Annotated in this window: 26 protein-coding genes and 2 pseudogenes; 13 read left to right on the top strand and 15 right to left on the bottom strand. The window is 65.0% G+C overall.

The genetic code is table 11. The features are described from left to right. The 3 genes and pseudogenes from IF809_RS34525 to IF809_RS34515 form a co-directional block, all read left to right on the top strand. A pseudogene (locus IF809_RS34525) lies at positions 1 to 415 on the top strand (penicillin-binding protein); the annotation flags it as partial. Between the two features lie 9 nt (positions 416 to 424). Beyond that, positions 425 to 1,003 carry a DUF1214 domain-containing protein gene (locus tag IF809_RS34520; RefSeq protein WP_128967294.1) on the top strand — a complete coding sequence of 193 codons (579 nt, stop codon included), beginning with the start codon at positions 425 to 427 and terminating at the stop codon, positions 1,001 to 1,003. Further along, the gene (locus IF809_RS34515) at positions 1,000 to 1,587 is read left to right on the top strand and encodes a DUF1254 domain-containing protein (protein WP_462839775.1); all 588 of its coding nucleotides are present in this window, start codon (positions 1,000 to 1,002) and stop codon (positions 1,585 to 1,587) included. Before IF809_RS34520 ends, IF809_RS34515 begins: the two co-directional genes overlap by 4 nt. 239 nt (positions 1,588 to 1,826) lie before the next feature. Here the strand turns inward: IF809_RS34515 and IF809_RS34510 are convergent, their stop codons facing one another. The 3 genes from IF809_RS34510 to IF809_RS34500 form a co-directional block, all read right to left on the bottom strand. Then, positions 1,827 to 3,005 carry an MFS transporter gene (locus tag IF809_RS34510; RefSeq protein ID WP_462839774.1) on the bottom strand — a complete coding sequence of 393 codons (1,179 nt, stop codon included), beginning with the start codon at positions 3,003 to 3,005 and terminating at the stop codon, positions 1,827 to 1,829. A 75-nt stretch (positions 3,006 to 3,080) separates the two neighbouring features. Further along, a complete protein-coding gene (locus IF809_RS34505; protein WP_462839773.1) occupies positions 3,081 to 4,436 on the bottom strand; it encodes an NAD(P)-binding domain-containing protein in 1,356 nt (451 codons plus the stop codon). A 51-nt stretch (positions 4,437 to 4,487) separates the two neighbouring features. Further along, the gene (locus IF809_RS34500; protein WP_128967298.1) at positions 4,488 to 4,805 is read right to left on the bottom strand and encodes an ArsR/SmtB family transcription factor; all 318 of its coding nucleotides are present in this window, start codon (positions 4,803 to 4,805) and stop codon (positions 4,488 to 4,490) included. A 122-nt stretch (positions 4,806 to 4,927) separates the two neighbouring features. Here IF809_RS34500 and IF809_RS34495 point away from each other — a divergent pair, with 122 nt between their 5' ends. Genes IF809_RS34495 through arsC form a run of 4 tightly spaced genes read left to right on the top strand, consistent with a single transcriptional unit; the run spans position 4,928 to position 7,287 of the window. Beyond that, positions 4,928 to 5,290 carry an ArsR/SmtB family transcription factor gene (locus IF809_RS34495; protein WP_462839772.1) on the top strand — a complete coding sequence of 121 codons (363 nt, stop codon included), beginning with the start codon at positions 4,928 to 4,930 and terminating at the stop codon, positions 5,288 to 5,290. Continuing rightward, entirely contained in the window at positions 5,283 to 5,810 is a 528-nt protein-coding gene (locus IF809_RS34490) for an arsenate reductase ArsC (protein ID WP_462839771.1), read from the top strand. The genes IF809_RS34495 and IF809_RS34490 overlap by 8 nt, the downstream gene beginning before the upstream one ends. Before the next feature lie 2 nt (positions 5,811 to 5,812). Beyond that, positions 5,813 to 6,868, top strand: a complete 1,056-nt coding sequence (arsB, locus tag IF809_RS34485) for an ACR3 family arsenite efflux transporter (protein WP_462839776.1) — start codon at positions 5,813 to 5,815, stop codon at positions 6,866 to 6,868. Positions 6,869 to 6,885: 17 nt separating this feature from the next. After that, entirely contained in the window at positions 6,886 to 7,287 is a 402-nt protein-coding gene (gene arsC, locus IF809_RS34480; protein WP_462839770.1) for an arsenate reductase (glutaredoxin), read from the top strand. A gap of 12 nt (positions 7,288 to 7,299) precedes the next feature. Here the strand turns inward: arsC and IF809_RS34475 are convergent, their stop codons facing one another. The 12 genes from IF809_RS34475 to IF809_RS34420 all read right to left on the bottom strand — a co-directional run bounded on the left by IF809_RS34475 (position 7,300) and on the right by IF809_RS34420 (position 17,096). Continuing rightward, the gene (locus IF809_RS34475; RefSeq protein WP_462839769.1) at positions 7,300 to 7,725 is read right to left on the bottom strand and encodes a hypothetical protein; all 426 of its coding nucleotides are present in this window, start codon (positions 7,723 to 7,725) and stop codon (positions 7,300 to 7,302) included. Positions 7,726 to 8,198: 473 nt separating this feature from the next. Continuing rightward, positions 8,199 to 8,528 (bottom strand): antibiotic biosynthesis monooxygenase family protein, encoded by a 330-nt coding sequence (locus IF809_RS34470; protein WP_128967302.1) that lies wholly within the window; start codon positions 8,526 to 8,528, stop codon positions 8,199 to 8,201. 14 nt (positions 8,529 to 8,542) lie between these two features. Next, positions 8,543 to 9,025, bottom strand: a complete 483-nt coding sequence (locus IF809_RS34465; protein WP_462839768.1) for a DUF417 family protein — start codon at positions 9,023 to 9,025, stop codon at positions 8,543 to 8,545. Between the two features lie 176 nt (positions 9,026 to 9,201). Continuing rightward, the gene (locus IF809_RS34460; RefSeq protein WP_308421651.1) at positions 9,202 to 9,549 is read right to left on the bottom strand and encodes a hypothetical protein; all 348 of its coding nucleotides are present in this window, start codon (positions 9,547 to 9,549) and stop codon (positions 9,202 to 9,204) included. A 135-nt stretch (positions 9,550 to 9,684) separates the two neighbouring features. Further along, on the bottom strand, positions 9,685 to 10,125 hold the full coding sequence (locus IF809_RS34455; RefSeq protein WP_462839767.1) for a hypothetical protein: 441 nt from the start codon (positions 10,123 to 10,125) through the stop codon (positions 9,685 to 9,687). A gap of 113 nt (positions 10,126 to 10,238) precedes the next feature. After that, complete coding sequence (locus IF809_RS34450) at positions 10,239 to 10,466, bottom strand: hypothetical protein (RefSeq protein WP_128967305.1); 228 nt, start codon at positions 10,464 to 10,466, stop codon at positions 10,239 to 10,241. Positions 10,467 to 10,521: 55 nt separating this feature from the next. After that, on the bottom strand, positions 10,522 to 10,701 hold the full coding sequence (locus tag IF809_RS34445; protein WP_128967306.1) for a hypothetical protein: 180 nt from the start codon (positions 10,699 to 10,701) through the stop codon (positions 10,522 to 10,524). A gap of 150 nt (positions 10,702 to 10,851) precedes the next feature. Beyond that, the gene (locus IF809_RS34440) at positions 10,852 to 14,025 is read right to left on the bottom strand and encodes an efflux RND transporter permease subunit (protein WP_462839766.1); all 3,174 of its coding nucleotides are present in this window, start codon (positions 14,023 to 14,025) and stop codon (positions 10,852 to 10,854) included. Further along, positions 14,022 to 15,434 (bottom strand): efflux RND transporter periplasmic adaptor subunit, encoded by a 1,413-nt coding sequence (locus IF809_RS34435; RefSeq protein ID WP_462839765.1) that lies wholly within the window; start codon positions 15,432 to 15,434, stop codon positions 14,022 to 14,024. Before IF809_RS34435 ends, IF809_RS34440 begins: the two co-directional genes overlap by 4 nt. An 85-nt stretch (positions 15,435 to 15,519) precedes the next feature. Next, complete coding sequence (locus tag IF809_RS34430) at positions 15,520 to 15,912, bottom strand: FixH family protein (protein ID WP_128967309.1); 393 nt, start codon at positions 15,910 to 15,912, stop codon at positions 15,520 to 15,522. Positions 15,913 to 16,016: 104 nt separating this feature from the next. After that, a complete protein-coding gene (locus IF809_RS34425; RefSeq protein ID WP_462839764.1) occupies positions 16,017 to 16,379 on the bottom strand; it encodes a hypothetical protein in 363 nt (120 codons plus the stop codon). A 96-nt stretch (positions 16,380 to 16,475) separates the two neighbouring features. After that, a complete protein-coding gene (locus tag IF809_RS34420; protein WP_128967311.1) occupies positions 16,476 to 17,096 on the bottom strand; it encodes a LysR family transcriptional regulator in 621 nt (206 codons plus the stop codon). Between the two features lie 139 nt (positions 17,097 to 17,235). On the opposite strand from IF809_RS34420, the gene IF809_RS34415 reads away from it, so the two are divergent. From IF809_RS34415 to IF809_RS34390, 6 genes and pseudogenes are all read left to right on the top strand, one after another. Beyond that, positions 17,236 to 17,934: an L-2-amino-thiazoline-4-carboxylic acid hydrolase gene (locus IF809_RS34415; protein WP_462839763.1), complete on the top strand. Its 699-nt coding sequence runs from the start codon at positions 17,236 to 17,238 to the stop codon at positions 17,932 to 17,934. Between the two features lie 281 nt (positions 17,935 to 18,215). Next, positions 18,216 to 19,691, top strand: coding sequence for an efflux transporter outer membrane subunit (locus IF809_RS34410; RefSeq protein WP_128967312.1), 1,476 nt, complete (start codon positions 18,216 to 18,218; stop codon positions 19,689 to 19,691). Beyond that, positions 19,688 to 20,920 (top strand): efflux RND transporter periplasmic adaptor subunit, encoded by a 1,233-nt coding sequence (locus tag IF809_RS34405; protein ID WP_164938787.1) that lies wholly within the window; start codon positions 19,688 to 19,690, stop codon positions 20,918 to 20,920. Before IF809_RS34410 ends, IF809_RS34405 begins: the two co-directional genes overlap by 4 nt. 1 nt (position 20,921) lies before the next feature. Beyond that, positions 20,922 to 22,883 carry a MacB family efflux pump subunit gene (locus tag IF809_RS34400; RefSeq protein ID WP_462839762.1) on the top strand — a complete coding sequence of 654 codons (1,962 nt, stop codon included), beginning with the start codon at positions 20,922 to 20,924 and terminating at the stop codon, positions 22,881 to 22,883. A 90-nt stretch (positions 22,884 to 22,973) separates the two neighbouring features. After that, on the top strand, positions 22,974 to 23,687 hold the full coding sequence (locus tag IF809_RS34395) for a response regulator (protein WP_453979668.1): 714 nt from the start codon (positions 22,974 to 22,976) through the stop codon (positions 23,685 to 23,687). Next, a pseudogene (locus tag IF809_RS34390) lies at positions 23,684 to 23,918 on the top strand (ATP-binding protein); the annotation flags it as partial. The gene IF809_RS34395 and the pseudogene IF809_RS34390, both read left to right, overlap by 4 nt.

Below are 23,918 nucleotides of genomic sequence, written 5' to 3'. Positions count from 1 at the left end.
GGTCTGGTACGGCAACGACGACTACTCGCCGACCAACCGGATGACCGGTGGCTCGCTGCCGGCGCAGACCTGGCACGACATCATGGTCGCGGCGCATCAGGGCGTCGAGGTCCGGGAAATTCCCGGCGTCGGCATGGGCCAGAAGCTGCCGCGCGAGCAGATCGCGAACGCGCAGGCCAATGCGGCGCCTAAGGTGCTGGAGACCAAGCCCGGTCCGCCGCCGGTCCTGACCAAGCGCGGCGCCGACATCCTGGTCCGCGTCGAGAAGCTGCTCGACGACGCCGCCAAGACCGCGAACAAATCGGCTTCCGACGACAGCACGCCGGCCAAGCCCGCATCGTCGACGAGCGCGCTCGCCTTCCCGCAGAACTATGCGGAAGAGAATGCGAACGCATCCGCCCCGCGCAAGAACTGATCGAGACCCGTGCGGCTGATCCTGATCACATTGACGGCCCTCCTGCTCGCGACCGTGGTCGGCTTGGGCGCGACCTGGATGACGACGACGCGCGGCACCGAGATCGGCACGCTGACCATCGGCGCCTGGACCGCGCGCCCGCGCACCGGCACTGCCGACGTCGATCCCTATTCGCGCGCCACCATCGTACGCAACGGTGAGCTGCCGATCGGCACCGGCGACGGCGTCGCCTTCACCGCGACCACGGACGACAAGAAGAAGGCGCTCGACGGCCGCTGCGACGTCGTCGTGTCCGGCGTGACGCCGCCGGCGCGGTTCTGGACGCTGACGCTGTATGACCGCAAGGGCCATCTCGTCGCCAACTCGCTTGCCCGCTACGGCTTCACCAGCCAGGAGATCGTGCGCGCCTCCGACGGCTCGTTCGAGATCCACATCGCCGCGCGCTCGCGCGCCGGCAACTGGCTGCCGACCGGGGGCATCGAGCGCTATGCGCTGATGTTCCGCCTCTACGACACGCCGGTCGGGGTTGCGACGCGCACCAAGCGCGATGCGCCGATGCCCACCATCGCGACGGTGGGCTGCTCATGATCCGCCTCGCCTTCACCATCCTAGCCGGCGTGGTGCTGGGCCTCGTGGTCCATCTCGTCAGCGTCCTGGCGCTGCCGCGGATCGCGACCCAGGACGCCTATTCGCGGCTGACGCCGATGACCAAGCTCAACGCCGTGACGCAGCTGCCGCTGGCCGATCCGCAGACCTCGCCGATGCCGTTCATGGACCCGGCCTTCGCGCTGGCGATCTGCCGCTACGATCTCTCCGGCGGCCCGATCAAGCTCACCGTGCCGGTGAGCCAGGCCTACACCTCGGTGTCGTTCTACACCCGCAACGAGATCGCCTATTACGCCATCAACGACCGCTCGGCCGGCAAGAAGGTGATCGAGCTCGACCTAATGACCGAAGCGCAGCACAACGCGCTGCCCGAGGACGAAGAGGTCACCGCGGCCGACCGCCTGATCATCGACTCGCCCAGCACCACCGGCCTGATCGTGATGAAGGCGCTGGCCGCCGAGCCCGGCCTGATGCCGCAGGCGCAAGGCTCGCTTCAAGCCGCGACCTGCGCGCCGCCGCAGACCGAAGCGCCGGCCAAGGCCGAGGCGCCGCGCGGGCGGCGCTGAAGCGCGGGCGTTGAGCCCCACGCGAAGCAAAAGCTGAAAACAACCCCATGCACAGTAGCGGGGTGTCGAAACTGCTGCTAATTCGAAAGGCCGATCAGCACCACCCCGATGCCGGAAGCGACACCGCTTCGGCCGCCTTTGACACGTCGGGCAAAACACTGGCAGAATGGCATCGTCAAAAGTTCGTCAGACCCGCGCGGAGCAATCCGGCGCGGGTTTTTCATGACGGAGCCGCGCCCTCACGATGGTTGCTTTTCCAAGCGAGCCTTCCGCGACCAGAGCAACGCCACCGGCCCCATCAAGATTCCAATCGCCAGAACGATGAACGCGAGCAGCCAGCCGCGCGCACTCTGCGGTCCGCCCGCGGCATCGAGCGCGACGCCCGTTCCCCAGGCGCCGAGGGCCGAGAGCCCGAAGCCGACGGTGGAATGCAGGGCCAGCGTTGCGCCACGATGCTCGGCGACGGCCGCAGTGGACATGCCTGAAGTCAACGCGCCGGAATCCGCCGGCACCGTCAGGCCATAGATCATCAGCAGCAACGCAAGCAGCCACGCCGGGGCGCTTGCGTTGAGACCGATGACGATCGCGACGCAGGCTGATGCCATCATCACGAACGTGATGGCGCGATGTCTTCCGAATTTCAATGCCGCCTCGTTGCCGAGGATGCTGGCCGGCATCGAGATCACCGCGAAGCAGAAGCTCATCAGCACCGGCGTCAACCAGGCGGGCGCGCCTTGATGCGCCACGACGAAAGTCCAGAATCCGACCAGCCAGGTCCTGACGCCATAGAGCTCGAAGCAATGCGCGCCATAACCAAAGATGTAACCGAGCGCTTCGCGGTTGGCGAAGACAGGCTTGAAGTTCAACAGCCGCCCGGCCTTCGGGGCCGGCCGGCGTCCTTCGATCAGAAGACATGCGATCACCATCGCGATCGGACCGATGCCGGTGACAAAGAAAGCGGTCCGCCAGCCCCAGCGATCTGCGAGAACCTGCGCAACGAGGAACGAAAGCCCGACGCCCACCGAGAAGCTCGACGTGTACAGCGTGACCGCCCGCGACGTGTCCCCGGCGGGCAATCGGTCCGTCAGAGCCTTGAGCCCCGGCATGTAGGCGCCGGCAAACCCCAAACCCGCAATCGACCAGATGATCGTTCCCGACCAGAAGCCTTCAGCCAAGACGCCAAATGCCACGGTCGCAAGGCCGCTGACGATCGAGCCGCACAGGAGCACGACCCGCGCATCGATGCGATCGGTCAACGTCGTCAGCACCGGCACGGCCAGCATGTAGCCGAACGCGTAGCCGCTCGCCATCAACCCGCCTTCGGCGGCGGAAAGTCCCCACGCGGGCATCAGATGCTGCGCCAGATTGGCCGACAGCGTCACGTGCGGCAGGAGATTGCCGACCTGGCCGATGCACATGATCGCGATCAGGGGCCAGCCGCTCGAGCTACGAATGTGCTCCTCCCGTCTCCAGCTCGGCTCGTGCGGGCTTGCTCATGAGCACCCACACCCCGCGCGGCCCGCCTTCTTGGCCGTTTCATCTGCGGCGCAGCAGGCTGACGGCTCCTGCTTCGCCGGCCCACCGCAACATCCCGCTGCAGCCGCGGGTTCGACCCCGCCGCGTGTGCAGACACCGGTCTCCGGCAGCACCAGCTCGACCCGCGCCGCGGCTTGCTTGTCGCCCGCGATGTCAGCGACGATCGAGCGGACTTGCTCGTAGCCAGTCATCATCAGGAAGGTCGGTGCGCGGCCGTAGGACTTCATGCCGGCGAGATAGAAGCCCGGTTCGTCATGGGCGAGTTCGCGCGCGCCGTGGGGACGGACCGTCCCGCAGCTATGCTCGTTGGGATCGATCAGCGGCGCGAGCGCTGCGGGTGCCTCGATCGCGGGATCGAGCCGAAGCCGCAGTTCGGAAAGGAAGGACAGATCGGGACGAAAACCGGTCGAAACAACCAGCTCATCCGCCATAACGCTCCGCGCTTCGCCTGCCGAAATGACGAGACGGCCCTCGGACTCCGACAGATGCGTGACGCCAAAGCCGGTCTCGACCCGGATCCTTCCGGCGGTCACCAGTGCGGCAAAGGCAGACCCGAGTTCGCCGCGCGCGGCCAGCTTGTCATTGCGGCCGCCGCCGAAAGCCTTTGCGGGGTCGGCGCCGCGCAGCAGCCAGATGGCTTGCGTGCCGGGCACCTCGTCCGCGAGTCGCACCAGATCGATCAGTGTGCCCAAGGCGGAATGGCCGGCACCGAGCACCGCAACCGTCTTGCCGGCGTATCGGGCGCGGTCGGCGCCGCGCACGTCGGGCATGCCGTAGGCGATACGGTCGGCCCGTTCGCGCTCGCCGATCGCGGCCAAACCGTTGCTGCCGGCGGGATTGGGAGAGAACCACGTGCCCGACACGTCGATGACCGCATCGGCGCGCAGCACTTCGGGACCCCCGCCGTTCTGATAGAAGATTTCGAAAGGCGCCTGCTCCCGGCCCTTCGTCCTGGCCTTGTCGAAGCCGGCGCGGCTGATCGACGTGACGCGACTGCAGGTGCGGATCGCCTCGCGAAGCGGCGTGCGCGTCGCGAGCGGATCGAGATATCGGTCGATCAATTCGCCGCCGGTCGGATAGGACTGCGGGTCCGGCGAATTCCATCCCGTCGGCGCAAGCAGGCGCGCGGCCGCCTTGTCGACGTTGTATTCCCATGGCGAGAACAGCTGAACGTGCTGCCACTGACGAATGGCGTGCGCGGCTTCCGGTCCGGCCTCCAGCACGATCGGCGACATCCCGCGCTCGAGCACATGCGCTGCGGCGGCGAGGCCGACCGGCCCTGCTCCAATGATCGCTACCGTCTTGTCATGCACCGATCTTCTCCCATCATTCTAGAATCATCGAATTACTGAGGTCAAAAAAAATCACGCTGCGGTCTGTTTGTCCCTGCATCCGATTTCGTCCGCGCAGCACTCCGCCGCCAGGAAATCCACCAAGCCCCGCATCGCATCGAAATTGGCGTGGCAGATCAGGGTCGTGGATTCCCTGATCTGACTGACCAGCCCGACCGAGACCAGGGTCTTGATGTGATGAGACAGCGTCGAAGCCGGGATCTTGAGCTTCTCCTGCAAACGCCCGACCGGCATGCCCGGGCGCCCTGCCCGGACGAGCACCCGATAGATCTGGAGCCGTGTCCGGTTGCCCAGGGCTTCGAGGCGTGCTGCTGCGTCGTCGATCTTCATGGCGGGCAGGATGCGCCACCTCCCGCCGTCTGTCAAACCATATTTCTAGAAAGTTCGAAATACCAGGCAAGATGATCGGAGTCCCGTTGACGCAGCGGCAATAATTCTATAAATCTGGATATATGGAAATAGAAGAGGCCACCCTGGCGCTCGCCGCCCTGTCCCAATCGACCCGCCTGGAGGCATTCCGGACGCTGGTTCGGCACGAGCCTGACGGCCTTGCGGCCGGCGATCTCGCCCGCCTGCTGGAGGTGCCCCAGAACACGCTCTCGGCGCATCTTTCGGTTCTGAGCCGCGCGCGCCTGGTCTCCTCCGAACGGCAGAGCCGCTCGATCATCTACCGCGCCAATCTCGGTGCGTTTCGCGACGTTGCAGTCTTCCTGCTGCGCGATTGCTGCGGCGGACGTCCTGAAGTCTGCGATCCCGTCGTTCAAACCTTGCAGTCCTGCTGCGCGCCGAAGCGAAAGGAGCGAAGTCGTGCCTGATCGCGTTTATAACGTCCTGTTCCTATGCACCGGCAATTCGGCGCGATCCATCCTGGCCGAGTCGATCCTACGGAAGAACGGCGCGGGTCGCTTTCGCTCCTTCTCCGCCGGCAGCGCGCCAAAAGGCACCGTGCATCCGCTGGCGTTGCGCACGCTGGAAACCATGGACTACCCGACCGACGGGATGCGCTCGAAGAGTTGGCTGGAGTTCGCCGCCCCTGATGCGCCGGTCATGGATTTCGTCATTACGGTTTGCGACAACGCCGAGGGCGAAGCATGCCCGATCTGGCCAGGTCAGCCCATGACGGCGCATTGGGGCATCGAGGACCCGGCCGCGGCTGAGGGCTCGGAACTGGAAAAGCAGGCGGCGTTCGTCACCGCGTTCCGCTATCTCAAAAATCGAATTGATACCTTCGCGAACCTGCCGCTGCGGAGCATCGACAAGCTCTCGCTCGGCACCAGGCTGCGCGAGATCGGCCGCTCCGATGGCGCGGCGTCCGGCAGACATGATGTGGCGTGACGATGGGCATTTTCGAACGGTACCTCACCCTGTGGGTTGCGCTCTGCATCATCGTCGGCGTGGCGCTGGGGCACGTCACGCCGGGCTTCTTCGGCGCGGTCGCAGCCGCCGAGATCGCCAAGGTCAACCTGCCGGTCGCGGTGCTGATCTGGCTCATGATCGTGCCGATGTTGCTGAAGATCGACTTCGGTTCCCTCAGTCAGGTCCGGGAGCATTGGCGCGGCGTCGGCGTGACCCTTTTCATCAACTGGGCGGTCAAGCCGTTCTCGATGGCGCTGTTGGGCTCCTTCTTCATTGGCCACCTCTTCGCTCCGCTGCTGCCGGCTGACCAGATCTCGTCCTATATCGCCGGGTTGATTCTGCTGGCTGCCGCGCCCTGCACCGCGATGGTGTTCGTGTGGTCCAATTTGTGCGAGGGAGAGCCGCATTACACCCTCAGTCAGGTCGCCCTGAACGACGTGATCATGGTGTTCCTGTTCGCGCCGCTGGTAGGGCTGCTGCTCGGTGTGGCCTCCATCAGCGTCCCCTGGGGCACGCTGCTGCTCTCCGTCCTGCTCTACATCGTCGTGCCGGTCCTCATCGCACAGCTGTGGCGCAAGGTGTTGCTGCAAAAAGGCGGCGACAGCTTCGGCCAAGTCATGCGAATGCTGCAGCCTTTGTCGCTGGTTGCACTGCTCGCAACCTTGGTGTTGCTGTTCGGCTTCCAGGGGGAGCAGATCGTCAGGCAGCCCGGCGTCATCGCCGTTCTCGCCGTTCCGATTCTCGTCCAAGTCTATCTCAATGCCGGTTTGGCGTACTGGCTGAGCCGACGATTCGGCGTGGCGTGGTGCGTTGCGGCTCCAGCCGCCCTCATTGGCGCGAGCAATTTCTTCGAGCTCGCGGTTGCCGCGGCGATCAGCCTGTTCGGCCTGGACTCCGGCGCTGCGCTCGCGACCGTCGTCGGCGTTCTCGTCGAAGTGCCTGTCATGCTGTCCGTCGTCCGCATCGTCAAGGCGACGCGGAACTGGTACGAAGCAGGTGCCGGCAAAGCTGCGACGGCGTTGGAAGCCCGGCAATGATGCCTGGAGACCCGGCGATGAACGTCACGATCTATCACAACCCCGACTGCGGCACCTCGCGCAACACGCTGGCGATGATCCGGCAAAGCGGCGTCGAGCCCGTCGTCATCGAATACCTCAAGACGCCGCCATCGCGCGAGACGCTCAGGCAGCTGATAGCAGCGATGGGCATATCGGTCCGTGCCCTGCTGCGCGAGAAGGGGACGCCCTACAAGGATCTCGGCCTCGCCGATCCCAAATGGACGGACGAGGAGCTGATCGACCAGATGCTCGCGCATCCCATCCTGATCAACCGTCCGATCGTCGTGACGCCAAAAGGCACGCGCTTGTGCCGGCCTTCGGAAGTCGTGCTCGACTTGCTGGAAAATCCCGTCGGCCGGTTCGTGAAGAAAGATGGCGAGGTGATCGAACCGCGTTAGCGCTGCTCAAGCTTACCGCTCTTCGGTCGGATGCACCCATTTGTAGGGCGTGATGCTCTGCGTGGCGGTCAGCTTGATCATGTGAACGGGCGGCGCGGAGCGCCCCTTGCGGCATGACCGGCACTTCAGCGAGGCCTCCAGCTTCCAGATCGGGGTGTCGCGCGGACGGCAGATCGCATCGAGCGGCAGGCTCGCGCGCGACTTGCACCTGGCGCACTCGACCTCGAGCCAGGCGAGGCCGCCGTTGAGACATTGCGCGATCGTCGGCGACGGCTGCGCGGGACCGCCGTAGCCTTCCATCCGCTCCGACCATGCTTCGGCTTCCGCCCGGTCGGCCTCACGCACGGCCTTCTTCGCCTCTTCGCGGGCGTGCTTGGCGGAAATCTCCGCGCCCATGATGCGGCCGCTCCAGATGACCTCGCGCGATTTGGTGCCCATGCCGCCATCAAAGCGAGCCGGGATCACGTTGGCAAATTATCGATCGCTAGTAGGTCGGACCCGCCATCCGATACTGCGTGTCGTGGGTGTGGACAATCAGGGTTGCAGATCACACGGCAAAGCGACCGCGCTGGGGACCCGACGATTGACAGCCTCGGGCAAAAACACCGGCAGGCCGCACGATCGATAGTTGCAACATCCGCGCAGAGAAATCCGTCGCGGTTTTTTCATGTCCGGACGGAAGTTGCCGTGGCCAGGGAATCACTATTGTGTCCCACGACAGGAGACCCCTCCCGGCAAGCAAGTGACCTCGCAAATCTCACCACCAACACGGGTTATGCTACAATGTCAGGGGACCAGGCCGCTCGATCAACGCGCGCCTGAGCGCCAATTTCTGACCGGGCCAGATGCCACGCGGCGACGTATCCAACGACGCCGCGTGGCCTACCGGTCCCCCGCTGCCGCGGCAAACTCTATGAGGCCTTCCCCGCGTGATCGAACGGGCCGACTTCTCGGATAACCTTGCAGATCTGCAAAAAGCCGCTGACGTAGAATTCTGCGTGGCCTCGTTTCATCGTCCGGACATGTTCAGGATGGGTCCGCCAAGCCTCCAGCGCGCTCTCCGAGGAGAATCGGAAAATGGTCAATTCCTCCCCGTCTTCTGATTTGAACGATTTGACGGATATGAAGCCCGGCAACTGGCTCACAATGCCATACATGCGTTCTCCAAGCTCGTTATGCTCGTCGATGGACGCATCATGACGCAATTTCAGATCGCCGATAACGATCACGTCGTCGATCATGTTGTCCAAACCTCCTATGTTGCGTTGGTACCTGACCGGATCCCGGCCCGCGGCAGCGATGCGATGAGCAGCACGACGCATACGCCCAGCAGGACGATGTCCTTGAACAGGAACTCGCCCGCCAGATTCCAGGCCATCGGATCGGTCGAAAGGCTCCATCTCACGACTCCAGGGGTGGTGAAAAAGAACGACCAGGTGACGGCAAAGGTAACAACGCCCATGAACGGACTGAAGGCACCGGCGGCCAGCAAGGCGGCGATCACGAATTCGGTGACACCGAGAAAGTAGGCCTCGCCCCTCAATCCGAAGATCGAAAGCCATGAAACAAACGGACTGTTGGTGATGAATTGGGCGATGCCCTGCGCCGACTGCAACGTGAATTTCTGCATGCCGAACGACACGAAGATCACAACCATGACCCAGCGCAGGATCGCGAGGGGCCGGTACGACCCTGTCCCACCTTCTGCAATGTTGAATGTACTTGCCAGCTCTTTCATATCGCCTTCCCCTTGCAATGGATGCCGGCTATACGGCCGCGCTTGTCGCTTCGTTACGCTGGCTTGCGGCGGCTCAATTCACGATTGTTTGCGCAAGTGCCAAGAAGAAAATGGGGGGCACGGGGAATAGTCTGCTTCTCGAAGGAAACGTCGAGGCTCGCCTCTATTTGCGAAGCTCACGGCAGAATGGTCATCATGTCGTAGACGGCAACCCCCGTTCCGAGGCAGCGCCGCCAGGGATTGACGCCCCGTACGATCTCATCGGCGGCCCAGACGAGAAGCCCGCCCTTGACGACAACCGTCAGTGCGACGCTGACTTGATCGGCGGTCGGCCAGCTCCACCGCAGAAGGGCTGCCACCATCACGACCCACAGAACGAGATTGGGCTTCTGAGCGATCGTGATGGCGCCTGTTTCACGATTGCGGAAAAACCAGTTCAGGAGCCTGCGCATGATGAAGGTCCGTCGGTCCCTCGCCATGACGAGCGCGACATGGTTATCTGGGGGTGAGATCGTTGGCGGCATTCGGGCCTCCGCGGATGAGGTCGGCCGTTGCGCGGTACGTCCGCCCGAAGGCACCCCCGTGCGCTCCCTCTTGCTGCGAGCTCACACAAAACCGCCCCCGGCATGAACCGAGGGCGGTTTCCAAATCAGACCGGATTAATGGCCGGTGCCCGGCTTGCTGGTTTTCGGCGGCTTGCCGTCTTCCATGCGGCCTTCGTTGCGAAGATCACGGCCCTCCTGGGCCTTGCGCTGGCTGGCGGCATCCTTGCCGTGCTCGTTCATCTCTTCCTTGATGTAGCCGGCGCCTTCCTTGATCTTGCCTTCAACGCTCATGATGTCCTCCTTGCATATGCGAGATAACGCACCGGCGCCCCCCTCGTTCCGGCGCCGGACATCGTGGCGCGTCAGGTGGAACCCACCGGCTGAACCCGCGTTACGGGACAAATGAGCCAAGTACGACCAAGGATCCGGCAGGAGAAAACGCTGAGCGAAAGGCTCGCTGAGGCCGCTCGTGAAGCGCGCGAACAGGCGCAGCTTCTGCCGGACGGACAATTGCGCAACGTTCTCCTGGAAAAGGCTCGCCAGTACGAAGCGCAAATCCCGCTCAATACTTTTTTGGGACAGCGATAGCCAATCCGAATTGCCGCCGGAAAAAGCAAAGAGGCCGCCAACCGGAGCGGCCTCTGATGTCGCGAACGAACTTGATGAGATCAGAGCGGCGGCACCCCGGGACCCGAGCCCGGACCGAACGGGCCGCGCAAATTGCCAGGGCCCTGCAAGCCGCCAAAGATCAGGCCGCCGACCCACTCGACGGCACCCTTGATGGCGCTGCCGATCGCGCGGAAGGCATCGCCGAGCCAGTTGCCGCCGACGATCATTTCAAGCTCCGCATCGGTCAGTTCGACGATATCAGACGTTCCATTTTTTGAGTTCAGCATGACGGTCGCTCCTGTTTCAGAATGTGTGTGTCAGACGTGTTGAGAGGTGTGGTGCTCAGCGGTGAAAGATGCCGCCGGGCAGCCAGGGGTTCGGGCCCATCGGCTGATGGGTGGTGATCTTTCCATTCACGATCCACGGGCCGATGCAGCCGCCGTCATCCATGAAGCCACCGCACACGGTCTCCAGTTCACGCTCATCCAGCTCTTTGCGCTTCCGATTGCTATGCTCAGTCATGTGTGTCTCCCGCTGTTCCCTAGGAGGGGCCGCCCCCTCTCATCTGGTGGTCGCAGGTGTATCGCAGGCGGTTTTTCCAGACTGTGAGACGCATCACGCAGGCAAACGAACGGCGCTCGGGCCCCCGTGCCAGCGAGGTCAGAGGGCAGTTCAGGCCGCCTCGGGAATGTCCGGCGAGGAGCGGCGCGCCACTGCACCGGCCTTCGCATCGCCGGCGGGAAGCCCCCACCCTTTCACCAGCCCGAAGATCGCCGGGATCACGATCAGCGTCAGCAGCGTCGACGAGATCATGCCGCCGATCATCGGCACGGCGATGCGCTGCATGATCTCCGAGCCTGTCCCGCTGCTCCACATGATCGGCAGCAGACCGGCCATGATGGCGACCACGGTCATCATCTTGGGCCGCACGCGCTCGACGGCGCCCACCATGATGGCCTCGTGCAGATCCCGGCGCGTGAGCGGCCTTGCCTCGGCACTGCGCCTGGCTTTCGCCTCTTCCAGCGCGTGCTCGAGATAAATCAGCATCACGACGCCGGTCTCGGCGGCGACGCCGGCGAGTGCGATGAAGCCCACGGCAACGGCAACGGACAGGTTGAAGCCGAGCCACCACATCATCCAGATGCCGCCGACCAGCGCGAACGGCAGCGACAACATCACGATCAAGGTCTCGGTCATCGCGCGAAAGTTCAGGTACAGCAGCAGGAAGATGATCGTGAGCGTCACCGGCACCACGATCTTCAGGCGCGCGGCGGCGCGCTGGAGATATTCATACTGGCCGCTCCAGACGACGTAGGTGCCCGCGGGAAACTGGATGTTTTCCGTGACCGCACGCTGCGCGTCGGCGACATAGCTGCCGATATCGCGATCCCTGATGTCGACATAGATGTAGGTCGCAAGCTGGCCGTTCTCGGTGCGGATCGAGGTCGGTCCGCGCGCCGGCTCGACCTTCGCCACCTCGCCGAGCGGCACCGCGCCGCCCGCAGGCATCGGCACCAGGATGTCGCTGGCGATCGCCTTGGGGTTGTCGCGGAGGTCACGTGGATAGCGCATGTTCACCGTGAAGCGCTGCCGGCCCTCCACGGTCGTCGTCACCGTCTGGCCGCCGAGTGCGGCCGCGATGGTGTCCTGAACGTCCTGGATCAGGATGCCGTAGCGGGCGAGCGCCTCGCGATCCGGCACTATCTCCAGATAGTAGCCGCCGATGCCGCGCTCGGCGTAGGCCGACGAGGTGCCGGGAACGGCCTTGAGGACGCGCTCGACCTGCTTGGCGAGGCGATCGATCTCGACCAGATCGGTGCCCATGACCTTGACGCCGACGGGGGTGCGGATTCCCGTCGAGAGCATGTCGATGCGCGCCTTGATCGGCATGGTCCAGGCGTTCGAGACGCCGGGAAACTGCAGCGCCTTGTCCATCTCGGCGATCAGGCCGTCGACGGTGAGCCCGGGGCGCCATTGCTCCTTTGGCTTGAGATTGACGATCGTCTCGAACATCTCGGTCGGCGCCGGGTCGGTCGCCGTGGCGGCCCTGCCCGCCTTGCCATAGACGGACGCGACTTCCGGAAACGACTTGATGATGCGGTCCTGCATCTGCATCAGCTCGGCGGCCTTGGTCACCGAAATGCCGGGCAGCGTGGTCGGCATGTAGAGCAAGGTGCCCTCGTTCAGCGCCGGCATGAACTCGGTGCCGAGCTGGCGCGCCGGCCAGATCGTCACGGCCAGGACGGCGATGGCCGCGACGATCACCAGCGTCTTGGCGCGCAGCACGCCCTTGATCACGGGCCGGTAAACCCAGATCAGGAAGCGATTGATGACGTTCCTGCTTTCCGGGACGATTTTGCCGCGGACGAAGATCACCATCAGCGCCGGCACCAGGGTGACGGACAGCAGGGCCGCAGCGGCCATCGAGAACGTCTTGGTGAAGGCGAGCGGGCTGAACAGCCGCCCCTCCTGCGACTCCAGCGTGAAGATCGGCATGAACGAGACGGTGATGATCAGCAGGCTGAAGAACAGCGCAGGGCCGACCTCGGATGCAGCATCGACCAGGATCTGCACGCGGGACTGGTCGGGCCTGGCGCGTTCGAGGTGCTTGTGGGCGTTCTCGATCATGACGATGGCAGCGTCGACCATGGCGCCGATGGCGATCGCGATCCCGCCAAGGCTCATGATGTTGGAGCCGAGCCCGAGCAGCTTCATGGCGCCGAACGCCATCAGCACGCCGACCGGCAGCATCAGGATCGCGACCAGCGCACTGCGGACATGCAGCAGGAACACGATGCACACGAAGGCGACGACGACGCTTTCCTCGAACAGCGTGTGCTTGAGCGTGTCGATCGCCGCGTAGATCAGGTTGGAGCGGTCGTAGACCGGGACGATCTCGACCGATTTCGGCAGGCTGCTCGCGATCTCCTTGAAGCGCCTCTTGACGTTCTCGATCACGTCGAGCGCGTTGACGCCGAAGCGCTGCAGCACGATGCCGCTGGCGACTTCGCCCTCGCCGTTCAGCTCGGCGATGCCTCGCCGCTCGTCCGGACCAAGCTCGACGCTGGCGACGTCGCGCAGCAGCACCGGCGTGCCGCCAGAGGTCTTCAGCACGATGTTGCCGAGATCGTTGATGCTCTTGAGGTAGCCCCTGCCGCGGATGACGTATTCGAACTCGGAGAGTTCGACGGTGCGCCCGCCGACATCGGCGTTGCTGGCACGGATCGCCTCGCGGATCTTTTGCATGCTGATGCCGCGGTCGCGCATCCGTTGCGGGTCGAGCACGACGTTGTACTGCTTGACGAAGCCGCCGATGCTGGCGACCTCGGCGACGCCTTCGGCCTTGGCCAGTGCGAACTTCAGGTTCCAGTCCTGGATCGTGCGGGTGTCCGCAAGATTCAACTCCCTGGACATGACGGCATATTGGTAGACCCAGCCGACGCCGGTCGCATCGGGCCCGATGGTCGGCGTGACGCCGGCCGGAAGCCTGGACGAGGCGCCGTTGAGAAATTCCAGTACGCGCGAGCGCGCCCAATAGATGTCGGTGCCGTCCTCGAAGATGACGTAGACGAACGACACGCCGAAGAAGGAGAAGCCGCGCACGACCTTCGATTTGGGAACCGTCAGCATCGCCGTCGTCAAGGGATAGGTGACCTGGTCTTCGATCACCTGCGGCGCCTGCCCGGGATATTCGGTGTAGACGATGACCTGCGTGTCCGAGAGATCCGGGATCGCGTCGAGCGGAAGGTGAATCAGCGCGTAGAGGCCGGCCGCGGCGGCAAAGCCGGTGCCGAACAACACCAGCAGCAGGTTGCGCGCCGACCAGGCGATGATGCGGGCGATCATTTGTGCTCTCCCATCGCGCCAGCGTCGGGCGCTCGCGGCGCGGCGTCGGCAAAGCCCTTGAGGGCCGCCTTCAAATTGCTTTCCGCATCGATCAGGAAGTTGGCGGAGGTGACCACCGCCTCGCCTTCCGCAAGTCCTTGCCGCACCTCGATATAGCCGCCGCCGCGGCGACCGAGCTGGACCTGGCGCGGCTCGAAACGCCCCTCCCCCTTGTCGACGAGGACGGCCTGCCGGGCGCCGGTGTCGAGCACGGAACTGTCGGGCACCGCCAGGACGGGCGCCGCGCCGGCCGTGTCGATGTCGGCATCGACATACATGTCGGGCAGCAGCATCGCGTCGGGATTGGCCAGCTCGATGCGGACACGAACGGTTCGGGTGTCGCGGTTCACCTGCGGATAGACGACTGCGATCTTGCCGGTGAAGCTCCGACCCGCAAAGCTGCGCGCGCGCACCGTCACGGGCTGTCCGACCGCGATATTGCCGAGATCGCGCTCGGCGACGTCGATCAGCGCCCAGACCATCGAAATGTCGGCGATGCGAAACAGCACATCGCCGGGATTGGCCCGCATGCCCTCGATCGCGTTGCGCTCCAGGACAATCCCGTCGCGCGGCGCCGACCAACTGATGGTGACGGGCGCAGCGCGCGTCTTCTCCATCTCCGCGATCACGGGCTCCGGCACGTCGAGATTGACCAGGCGCTGGCGCGAGCCGCGGCCGTACATCTCGACGCCGCCAACCACCTTGGAGGTGATCGTCGCCAGATATTCCGCCGCGGCGGATGCGACCGCCGAACTGTAGATCTCCATCAGCGGCTGGCCGGCCTTCACCCGCGTGCCGGTGGTGACGTCCGCGACCTTCTGCACGAAGCTCTCGGCGCGCATCGCGATGACGGAGACGCGGCGCTCATCGAGCTGGATCGTGCCCGGCGCCTTCACCGAAACGCGGATGGCGCGGCGCTCGACCGGCTCGGATTTCACGCCGGTGCGCTGGATCTTGCCCGGCGAAAGCTTCACCGTGCCGTCGTCGGTGTCCTCGCCTTCATAGACGGGGACATAGTCCATCCCCATCGAATCCTTCTTCGGCATGGGCGAGGTGTCGGGCAGCCCCATGGGATTGCGGTAGTACAATATCTTTCGAGAGGACTCCGCCTGCGGCTTCGGCTGCGGCGCGATCGCTTGATCCTCGTAGACCGGCAGGTAATCCCGCCCGCGCTCGTCCTGCTTCGGACCCGCCGACCAGAACGGCGCGCCGCTGGGATCACGGTAGTAGAGCGGCGGCCGGTCCGCCGCCGATGCCACCGAGCTGAACGCGGCGCCGGCAAGCAAGCGCGCACCGTTTGAAGACCAAGTGAAGCTCGCGACCAGGCTACCGCCCAGCGCAAGAACCGTCAGGAGACGCAGCGTTTTCATGGCGTGTATCCGCGCACCCTTCGTGCACGCGTCCGTGTGATTCAAAAAGGGAAATGTCGGGCGCCGCCAGGCAGCGCCCGAACGCTCACTTGGTCGCCGTGACGACCACCTTGCCGGTGACCGTCTCCGGTTCGCCCTGCACCTTTACAGACAGCGTCAGCTGGTAGCGGCCGGCCATCGGCAGGTCCGTCTTGAAGGCGTACACGCCCGGCTCCCTGGACGGTAGCGGCGCGACCGCCGATTCCATTTCGGCCATTCCGTCAGGGGCCATGTCGACGCGGGTCTTGAAGACGACCGCGTCCGCCACCGGCTTGCCGGTTTGCTTGTTGGTCAGGCGAACGGCGAGCGTGACGTCGTCGCCCTTCTTCATCTCCGCCTTGACCGGTTCGAAGGTGTAGTCGCCGGCGCCCGCCATGGCGGCGGTTGCGGCAAGCGAAAGGGTGGCGGCCAGAGCCGCAGTGCTGAATTTGGAAAACATAGTCCTGTCCTCATGATCTGATCTTCCGCCGTGGCGCATGGCTGCGCGCACGTCAGTCGTCGTCGCGAGCAGGCGTGCCGCTCGCGTCTTTAGGATTTGCGAGATCAGATTCGAGGAGGTCGGAAGGGAGGACTGCTGCCGTGCAAGGAGACGACCTGATCGGCCGGTATGGCGATCTTGCTCGCGGCAACGGTGATATGCTGGAAAGCAATGGGCCTGACATCGCCCAGCGCGATCATCCCGCCGACGCAGCAGAAGCCCATCGCGCACTTGTAACCGGCGTGAGAGCCCGTCCCCTTCATGTCGAGACAACAATCGTCCATCGACATGTCGGCATCGCCGCCCATGTGCATGGTCGTCTGCATGTCGTCAGGCGACATGGCAAGCTGGGCTGCGGACGCGCCAACGGGAAGCATCGCCAAGGATATGGCGATTGCGAGAGCCAGAATGGTACGAACGAACCGCAAGAGCGACTTACCTTGTCAGGCCGGAACACGACCTCACTAACATATCCGCGCGCGGAAAACAGTCGTTGATCCCGGTCAACCATCCGTGACCGAAACCTATCCGACGCCGCCGACCAGTCGCGGACGGTTTACGCTTCGTTTCCCGGTCGCCTGGCTGCGCAGCCATTCGCGAAAACTGACGATCTCCGGGCAATCCGCGGTGCCCTCGGGCGCGATCAGCCAATCGCCCAGGCCGGATCCCTCACCAATGCGGTCGCAGCGATAGCCGGGATGACGGCCGAGGCCGCGGGCGATCAAGAGATCGACCTTGCCTTCGACCAGTTCATGCAAGCCGGCAGGCTGGAGCACGCGCAAGCCGATCTCGGCATGCGTCTCGCGAAACGCCGCCAGAGCGAGGCGGCGCAGATCGAGACTGGCATGGACGCCCAGTTGCAGCAGCACCGCGCCTGCCGGTCTCAACTGCGAGGTCGCATCAGCAATGCGGCGGAAGCCGTCGGAGACTCCAGGCAGATACGCCTGGCCGGCCGCGGTCAGGATGAGTTGCTTGTGCAGCCGCTCGAACAGCTGCACGCCGAGGCGCGCCTCGAGCGCTTTCACCTGCTGCCCGACAGCGGCGGGCGTCACGTGCAGTTCGTGCGCGGCCAGCTTGAAGCTGAGATGGCGCGCGGCGGCTTCGAAGGCGCGGAGTGCGTTGAGTGGCGGGAGGGTGTAGGTCATCGCGCCGCAGTTTGACACTGGCGGGCCGCGGTCTTGCAATAGATTTTCTAGTGCTGGAGCGAAGCAATGGTGCTTTGCACCGCGGGGATGCCGCCGGATACGGTCGGTTCGCAACATCCTGAAATCCCTGAGGTGCCCAGTGGCCGAGACCATCCATCCTTTCTACGAGCAGCATCGCGGCGCCATGGAGGCGGCGATGCGCCATCGCCTAGATCTCGCCGAGCCGATGTTGCGCGAACGCGCGCATCTGTCCGACATCGACGGCATCAAGCGGGAGGTCATGGACGAACTCGAGATCGTGCTGACCCAGATGCCCTATGTCGGCGGCGCGGCGAGCCGCATGAGCGAGGTCTTCATCCGTCTCACCGGCTTCATGGCGACGAGCCGCGTGCTGCGGCGCCACGGCGTGCCGCTGCCCGTGATCCGCGACATCGAGCAGCGGACTCACAAGGCGCAATTGCTCACCAAGCCCGAGGCCGAACGTCTCGCCGCGGGGCGTCAATTCATGTCGCCGGAAAACCAGGCCTTGCTGCGCGAGCAGGCGGCAAGAAGCACGACGGAGAGCCATCAGGCAGAATTCCCGGAAGATTTCGTCTACGATTTCGTCGCGCCTGGGCCGGACGATAGTTTTGAATTCGGCATCAACTGCCGGGCCTGCGGCTTCTGCAAATTCGCAGGCCGCCATGGCGACAAGGACATCCTGCCGAACATTTGCGGGCTCGATTTCGACGCCTACGCGACGCGCGGCATTCTTCTGGAACGGACGCAGACGCTGGCGGGTGGCGCGAGCCATTGCAATTTCCGCTTCTCGCGGCTCCCATCGGAGCAGGGCGATTGACGCTCCGTGCCGGCCCGGCGGCAGCCCGGCGGGCAGGGAGATGCCGCGCAATATCTGTTTACATACGGAAACATTTCTTCTGCCGAAACGCCACGATCGACCGGCACCTGATCCGGGCCTCGCTTGCGCGCAGGCGGCCGGCTCGAGGGGACAAAGGCCCCCTTCCCCGGCCATATCCTTGGATTTTTGCCGATCTGATGTCGTTTCACTCGTTCGCCGTTGTCTGTGTGCCAGCCGCAAAAGAGACCGGTCCTCGCACGCCGCGATTGCGGCGCGAGCCGATGTCGGCACTCCGCTCCGTCGCTGCCGCGCTGATGCTGGGCGGCGCGCTGGCGGGCTGCGCGGTCGGTCCGGACTACGGCGGCCCGCCCAAACCCGAACTGCCGTCGCATTGGAGCAGCAAGACGACGTCGCGGCGCGAGAGCGGCACGCTCGATCGATGGTGGCTGCGCCTGCGCGATCCCCTGCTCAACCGGCTGATCGAACAAGCCGTCGCGGCCAATCCTGATGTCCTCAAAGCCAAGGCTGTGGTGCGCGAGGCGCGTGCAACGGTGCAGCAGACCGCCGCCGGCCTGTTTCCGTCCGTCAGCGGCACTGCCGAGGTGACCGACAACAAAACCAGCGCGGGCTCCGCCTCCACGCTAGTCGACACCGCGCCCTACGCGCTGCATCAGGCAAGCTTCGATTCGAGTTGGGAGCTCGATCTGTTCGGCGGCACGCAGCGGAGTATCGAGGCGGCGGTGCGCGGCGAGCAATCTGCCGGCGAAGATCTGCGCGACAGCCTCGTCACGCTGATCGGCGACGTCGCCTCCTACTATGTCGAGGCACGCGGCTACCAGGCGCGGATTGCGCTGGCAATTCGCACCTCGGTCTCGCAGCGCGACACCGAAAAGCTCACCCGCAGCAAATATGACGCCGGCAGCGGCAACGCCGTCGATCTTAGCAAAGCCACCGCACAGGCCGCGAGCACGGAGGCCAACGTTCCGACCTATCGGGCCGCGCTCGCCGCCGATGTCCACCGGCTCGGCATTTTGCTCGGCCGGCCGCCCGACGCCGTTGCCGGATTGATGGCCCGCTCGGCGCCCGTGCCGGCGCCGCGCATGCCGCTGCCGACGGGACTGCCCGCCGATCTCCTCACGACCCGTCCCGATGTTGCCAGCGCGGAGCGCAAGCTTGCGCAGGCAACCGCCAAGATCGGTGCGGCCGAGGCCGACCGCTATCCGGCGGTGTCGCTGACCGGCTCGGTCGGCACGTCGGCGTTGCGCGTCGGGGATCTCGCCAAATATTCCAGCGTGAGCTGGTCGGTCGGGCCCTCGGTGACGGTGCCGGTGTTCGATGCCGGCAAGCGCCTCGCCACCGTCAGGATTGCCGAAGCGCAACGCGACCAGGCCTTCGCGACCTTCCATTCGACCCTGCTCACCGCGCTGGAGGATGTCGAGAACGCGCTGGTCTCCCTGTCGCAGGAGCGCATCCGCGCGGTCAAGCTGACCGAAGCGGCGAACAACTACCGCGAGGCGGCAAAATTGTCGCGATCGCTGTTCGAGACCGGCAGCGCCAGCTTCATCGACGTCCTGGACGCCGAGCGCTCGCTCTATTCGGCCGAGGATTCCCTGATCCAGAGCAAGGTGTCGGCAGCCAAGGATTACATCGCGCTCGCCAAGGCGCTCGGCGGCGGCTGGGTCGAGCCGGTCGACACCTCGGCCCCGCTCATCGTCGATACCAATACCGGACCTCATTTGCGGGAGGCGCTGAAGTGACCGGGATCATCATCACACGGCGTGTGAAGATCGCCGCGGCCGTGGTCGCCGTCGTGGCGATGGGCGTGGTCGCGGCGACGCGCTTTCCGGGCAGCTCCAGCAAGACGCAGTCCTACATCACGGCGCCCGTCACCATCAGCGATCTGCGCGAGGAGGTGCTCGCCAGCGGCACGCTCAAGCCGGCGCGGCTGACCGCCGTCGGCGCGCAGGTGTCGGGCCGGATCACCGCGCTCAACGTTCGCGTCGGCGACACGGTCAAGTCCGGCGACGTGATCGCCCAGATCGATCCCGTCACCAAGCAGAACGATCTGCGCAACTCGGAAGCCTCGCTGAAGAACTATCGCGCGCAGAAGGCCGAGAAGGAGGCCGCGCTGGTGCTGGCCGAAGCCAACCTCGCGCGCCAGCAGGCCACGCTGGCCCAGCGCGCGACCTCGCGCAGCGACTTCGACAGCGCGGACTCGACCGTGCGACAGACCCGCGCCCAGATCGCGGCACTGGAGGCGCTGATCGTCGGCGCCGAGGCCAGCGTCGAAACAGCAAAGGTCAATCTCGACTACACCCGCATCACCGCGCCGATCGACGGCACGGTGCTTGCCACCGTGGTGCAGGAAGGTCAGACGGTCAACGCGGTGCAATCCGCGCCGACCATCGTCGTGCTCGGCCAGCTCGAGACGATGACGGTGCGGGCGGAGATTTCGGAGGCCGACATCGTCAAGGTCAAACCTGGGCAATCGCTCTACTTCACCATCCTCGGCGACCAGGACCATCGCTACGAGGCGCATCTGGAGCAGATCGAGCCGGCGCCGGAATCGATCAAGAACGATGCCAGCTTCTCCTCGACCACCACGTCGTCGTCCAGCTCCAGCACGAGCTCGTCGAGCTCGACTAGCACGGCCATCTACTACATCGGCGTCTTCACCGTCCCGAACAAGGATCTTGCGCTGCGGACCTACATGACCGCCGAGGTGCACATCATCACCGGCGAGGCGAGCCGCGTGAAAGTCATCCCGGCGCTGGCCGTGATGCGAAAATCCGACGGCCGCAGCACCGTGCGCACACTCGCCGCTTCCGGCGACGTCAGGGAGCGCGAGGTCAAGACCGGCCTCAACGATCGCACCATCGTGGAGATCAAGTCCGGACTCGACGAGGGCGAACGGGTCGTCACGGGCGAAGCGAACGAGCAGACCGCATCGCACGGCATGCCGGGCGGGCCGCCGGGAGGTCCCTGACATGACGGGCCCCATCATCGCGCTGGACAAGGTCCGCCGCGAGTTCACAGCCGGCGACACCAAGGTGGTCGCGCTCGATGATCTCTCATTGAGCATCGCGCCGGGCGAGATGGTCGCCATCATCGGCTCATCCGGCTCGGGCAAATCGACACTGCTCAACATCCTCGGCTGCCTCGACCGCCCGAGCTCCGGGAGCTATCGCGTCGCGGGCAAGAACGTCGCCGAGCTCGACGCCGACGCGCTGGCGGCGCTGCGTCGCGAGCATTTCGGCTTCATCTTCCAGCGCTACCATCTGCTCGGCGACCTCTCCGCCGCCGCGAATGTCGAGATCCCCGCCGTCTATGCCGGCATCGGCGCACGGGAGCGGCGGCTACGCGCAGAAGCGCTGCTGACCCGTCTCGGCGTCGGCGATCGAGGCGGCCATCGCCCGAACCAGCTCTCGGGCGGCCAACAGCAGCGCGTCTCGATCGCCCGGGCCCTGATCAACGGCGCCGAGGTCTTCCTGGCCGACGAACCCACCGGCGCGCTCGACCGCCGCAGCGGTGAAGAGGTGCTGAAGATCCTCGAAGAGCTGCATCTCGAAGGGCGCACCATCATCATCGTGACCCACGACGGCGATGTCGCCGCACGGGCCGGCCGCATCATCGAGCTCAGGGACGGCAGGATCGTCTCCGACCGTCGTGCGGAGACCGCGACGGTCTCGGAGCCGCCTCCGGTCACATCCCGCACGACGCAGCACGGCGACGCCGGCTGGGCGAGCGCATTGGGCCGGCTGCGGGAGGCCTCGCGCATGGCGCTGGTCGCGATGGCCGCGCACCGGCTGCGCGCTTTCCTGACCATGCTCGGAATCATCATCGGCATCGCCGCCGTGTCTTCCGTCGTTGCGCTCGGCAACGCCTCCCAGCGCAAGGTTCTGTCGGACATCTCGAGTCTCGGCACCAATACGATCGAGGTGTTTCCGGGCAAGGATTTCGGCGACGCGCGCGCCGGCAAGATCAAGACGCTCGTGCTCGGCGACGCCCGCGCGCTGGAGCGGCAGGCTTTCATTGCCGGCGTAACGCCGACGGTGTCGACCAGCACGACGGTGCGTTATCGCGGCAATGAATCCAACGTGCTGGTCAACGGCGTCGGCGAGAGCTATTTCCTGGTCAAGGGCGCAAAACTGGCAAAGGGCCGCCTGTTCGGCAGCGAGGCGGTCCACAACATCGAGCGCCAGGTCGTCATCGACGAGAACACGCGCAAGACCTTCTTCGCCGACGACCAGACCGCGGGGATCGGCCGCATCATCTGGCTCGGCAAGGTGCCGTGCCGGATCGTCGGCGTGATCGCTCAACAGCAGGGCGGGTTCGGCTCGAACCAGAACCTGTCGGTCTATCTCCCCTACACCACCGTGCAGGCGCAGTTCACCGGCGACTCGTCCTTGCGCAGCGTGCTGCTGCGGATCAGCGACGATGTCTCGACCAGCCTGGCGCAGGATGCGGTCACCACGCTGCTGACGCAACGCCACAACACCAGGGATTTCGTCATCCTCAACACCGACGACATCCGCCGCACCATCACCAGCACGACCCAGACGCTGGCCTTCCTGGTGGCCGCGATCGCGGTGATCTCGCTGATCGTCGGCGGCATCGGCGTGATGAACATCATGCTGGTGTCGGTGTCCGAGCGGATCGGCGAGATCGGCGTCCGCATGGCGGTCGGCGCGAGACGCAGCGACATCCTCCAGCAGTTTCTGGTGGAAGCGACGCTGATCTCCTCGATCGGCGGCATCGCCGGTATTCTGATTGCGGTGCTGCTCGGCACCGCCATCAACATCGCGATTCCCGGATTTGGCGTGAGCTATTCGCCGTTCTCGATCGGAGCGGCATTCCTGACCTCGACCGGGATCGGCATCGGCTTCGGCTTCTTTCCCGCCCGCCGCGCCGCCTTCCTCGATCCCGTGGTGGCGCTGAGCCGTGACTGACCCTAGGATTGCATCATGACCGTAGTTCTTCGGACGCGACAAGCGTCCGCAAATCGATCAACGATCGGGGCTCCCGATGCGATTTCAATCATGACCGGCGTCACTCAGAACATCCTGGTCGTCGAGGACGACCGGCCAACCCGCGAGCTCATCGCGCGTTATCTGCGCGAGCATGCGTTCGGCGTCGATACCGTCACGAACGGCCGCGAGATGGACCGTTATCTTTCGCAGAACCGCGCCGACCTGATCGTGCTCGATCTGATGCTGCCGGGGGAGGACGGCCTCAGCCTGTGCCGGCGCCTGCGCATCGAGAGCCCGACGCCTGTGATCATCCTCACGGCGAAGGGCGAGGATGTCGATCGAATCCTCGGCCTCGAGATGGGCGCCGACGACTATCTGGCAAAACCGTTCAACCCGCGCGAACTGCTCGCCAGAATCAACGCGGTCCTGCGTCGCCGGAACAGCGCATCGTCTCCAGGGGCCGCGGTGACACGCCTGAAGTTTCAGAGCTGGACGATTGACCTCAGGCTCCGGGAGCTGCGCGATCCCGAGGGTGCACAGGTGCCGCTGACGAGCGCCGAGTTCGATCTGCTGCAGGCCTTCTGCGAACGGCCGGGCCGCATCCTGACCCGCGACAGCCTCCTCAACATCACGCGCGGACGTCCCGAAAACGGCTTTGGCCGCAGCATCGACGTGCTGGTCAGCCGCCTGCGCCGCAAGCTCGACCGGACGGAAGGCACGTCGGTCATCAGGACCGTCCGCATCGGCGGCTACATCTTCACGCCTGTCGTGGAGGAGGCATGATCCGCGCCGCCGACATCGTTTCGTTGTTCAGCTTCCGCCGCATCAGCGGCCAGATCGCGGCGCTGATCCTGGTCTCGCTGGTCTTCATCCATGTCTCGGTCGCAGCATATTTTCTGCTGGGCCGGCCCAAGCTGCTTTCGGACCGGCCGTTCGAGCAGTTCGAGTTGATCGCCCAGATCGTCGCCAACACGCCGCAGACCAGCCGCCCCGTCGTGCTCGACAGTATCAACC

The organism is Bradyrhizobium sp. UFLA06-24 (assembly GCF_054967145.1).
This window is presented reverse-complemented; position numbering and strand designations above follow the sequence as displayed.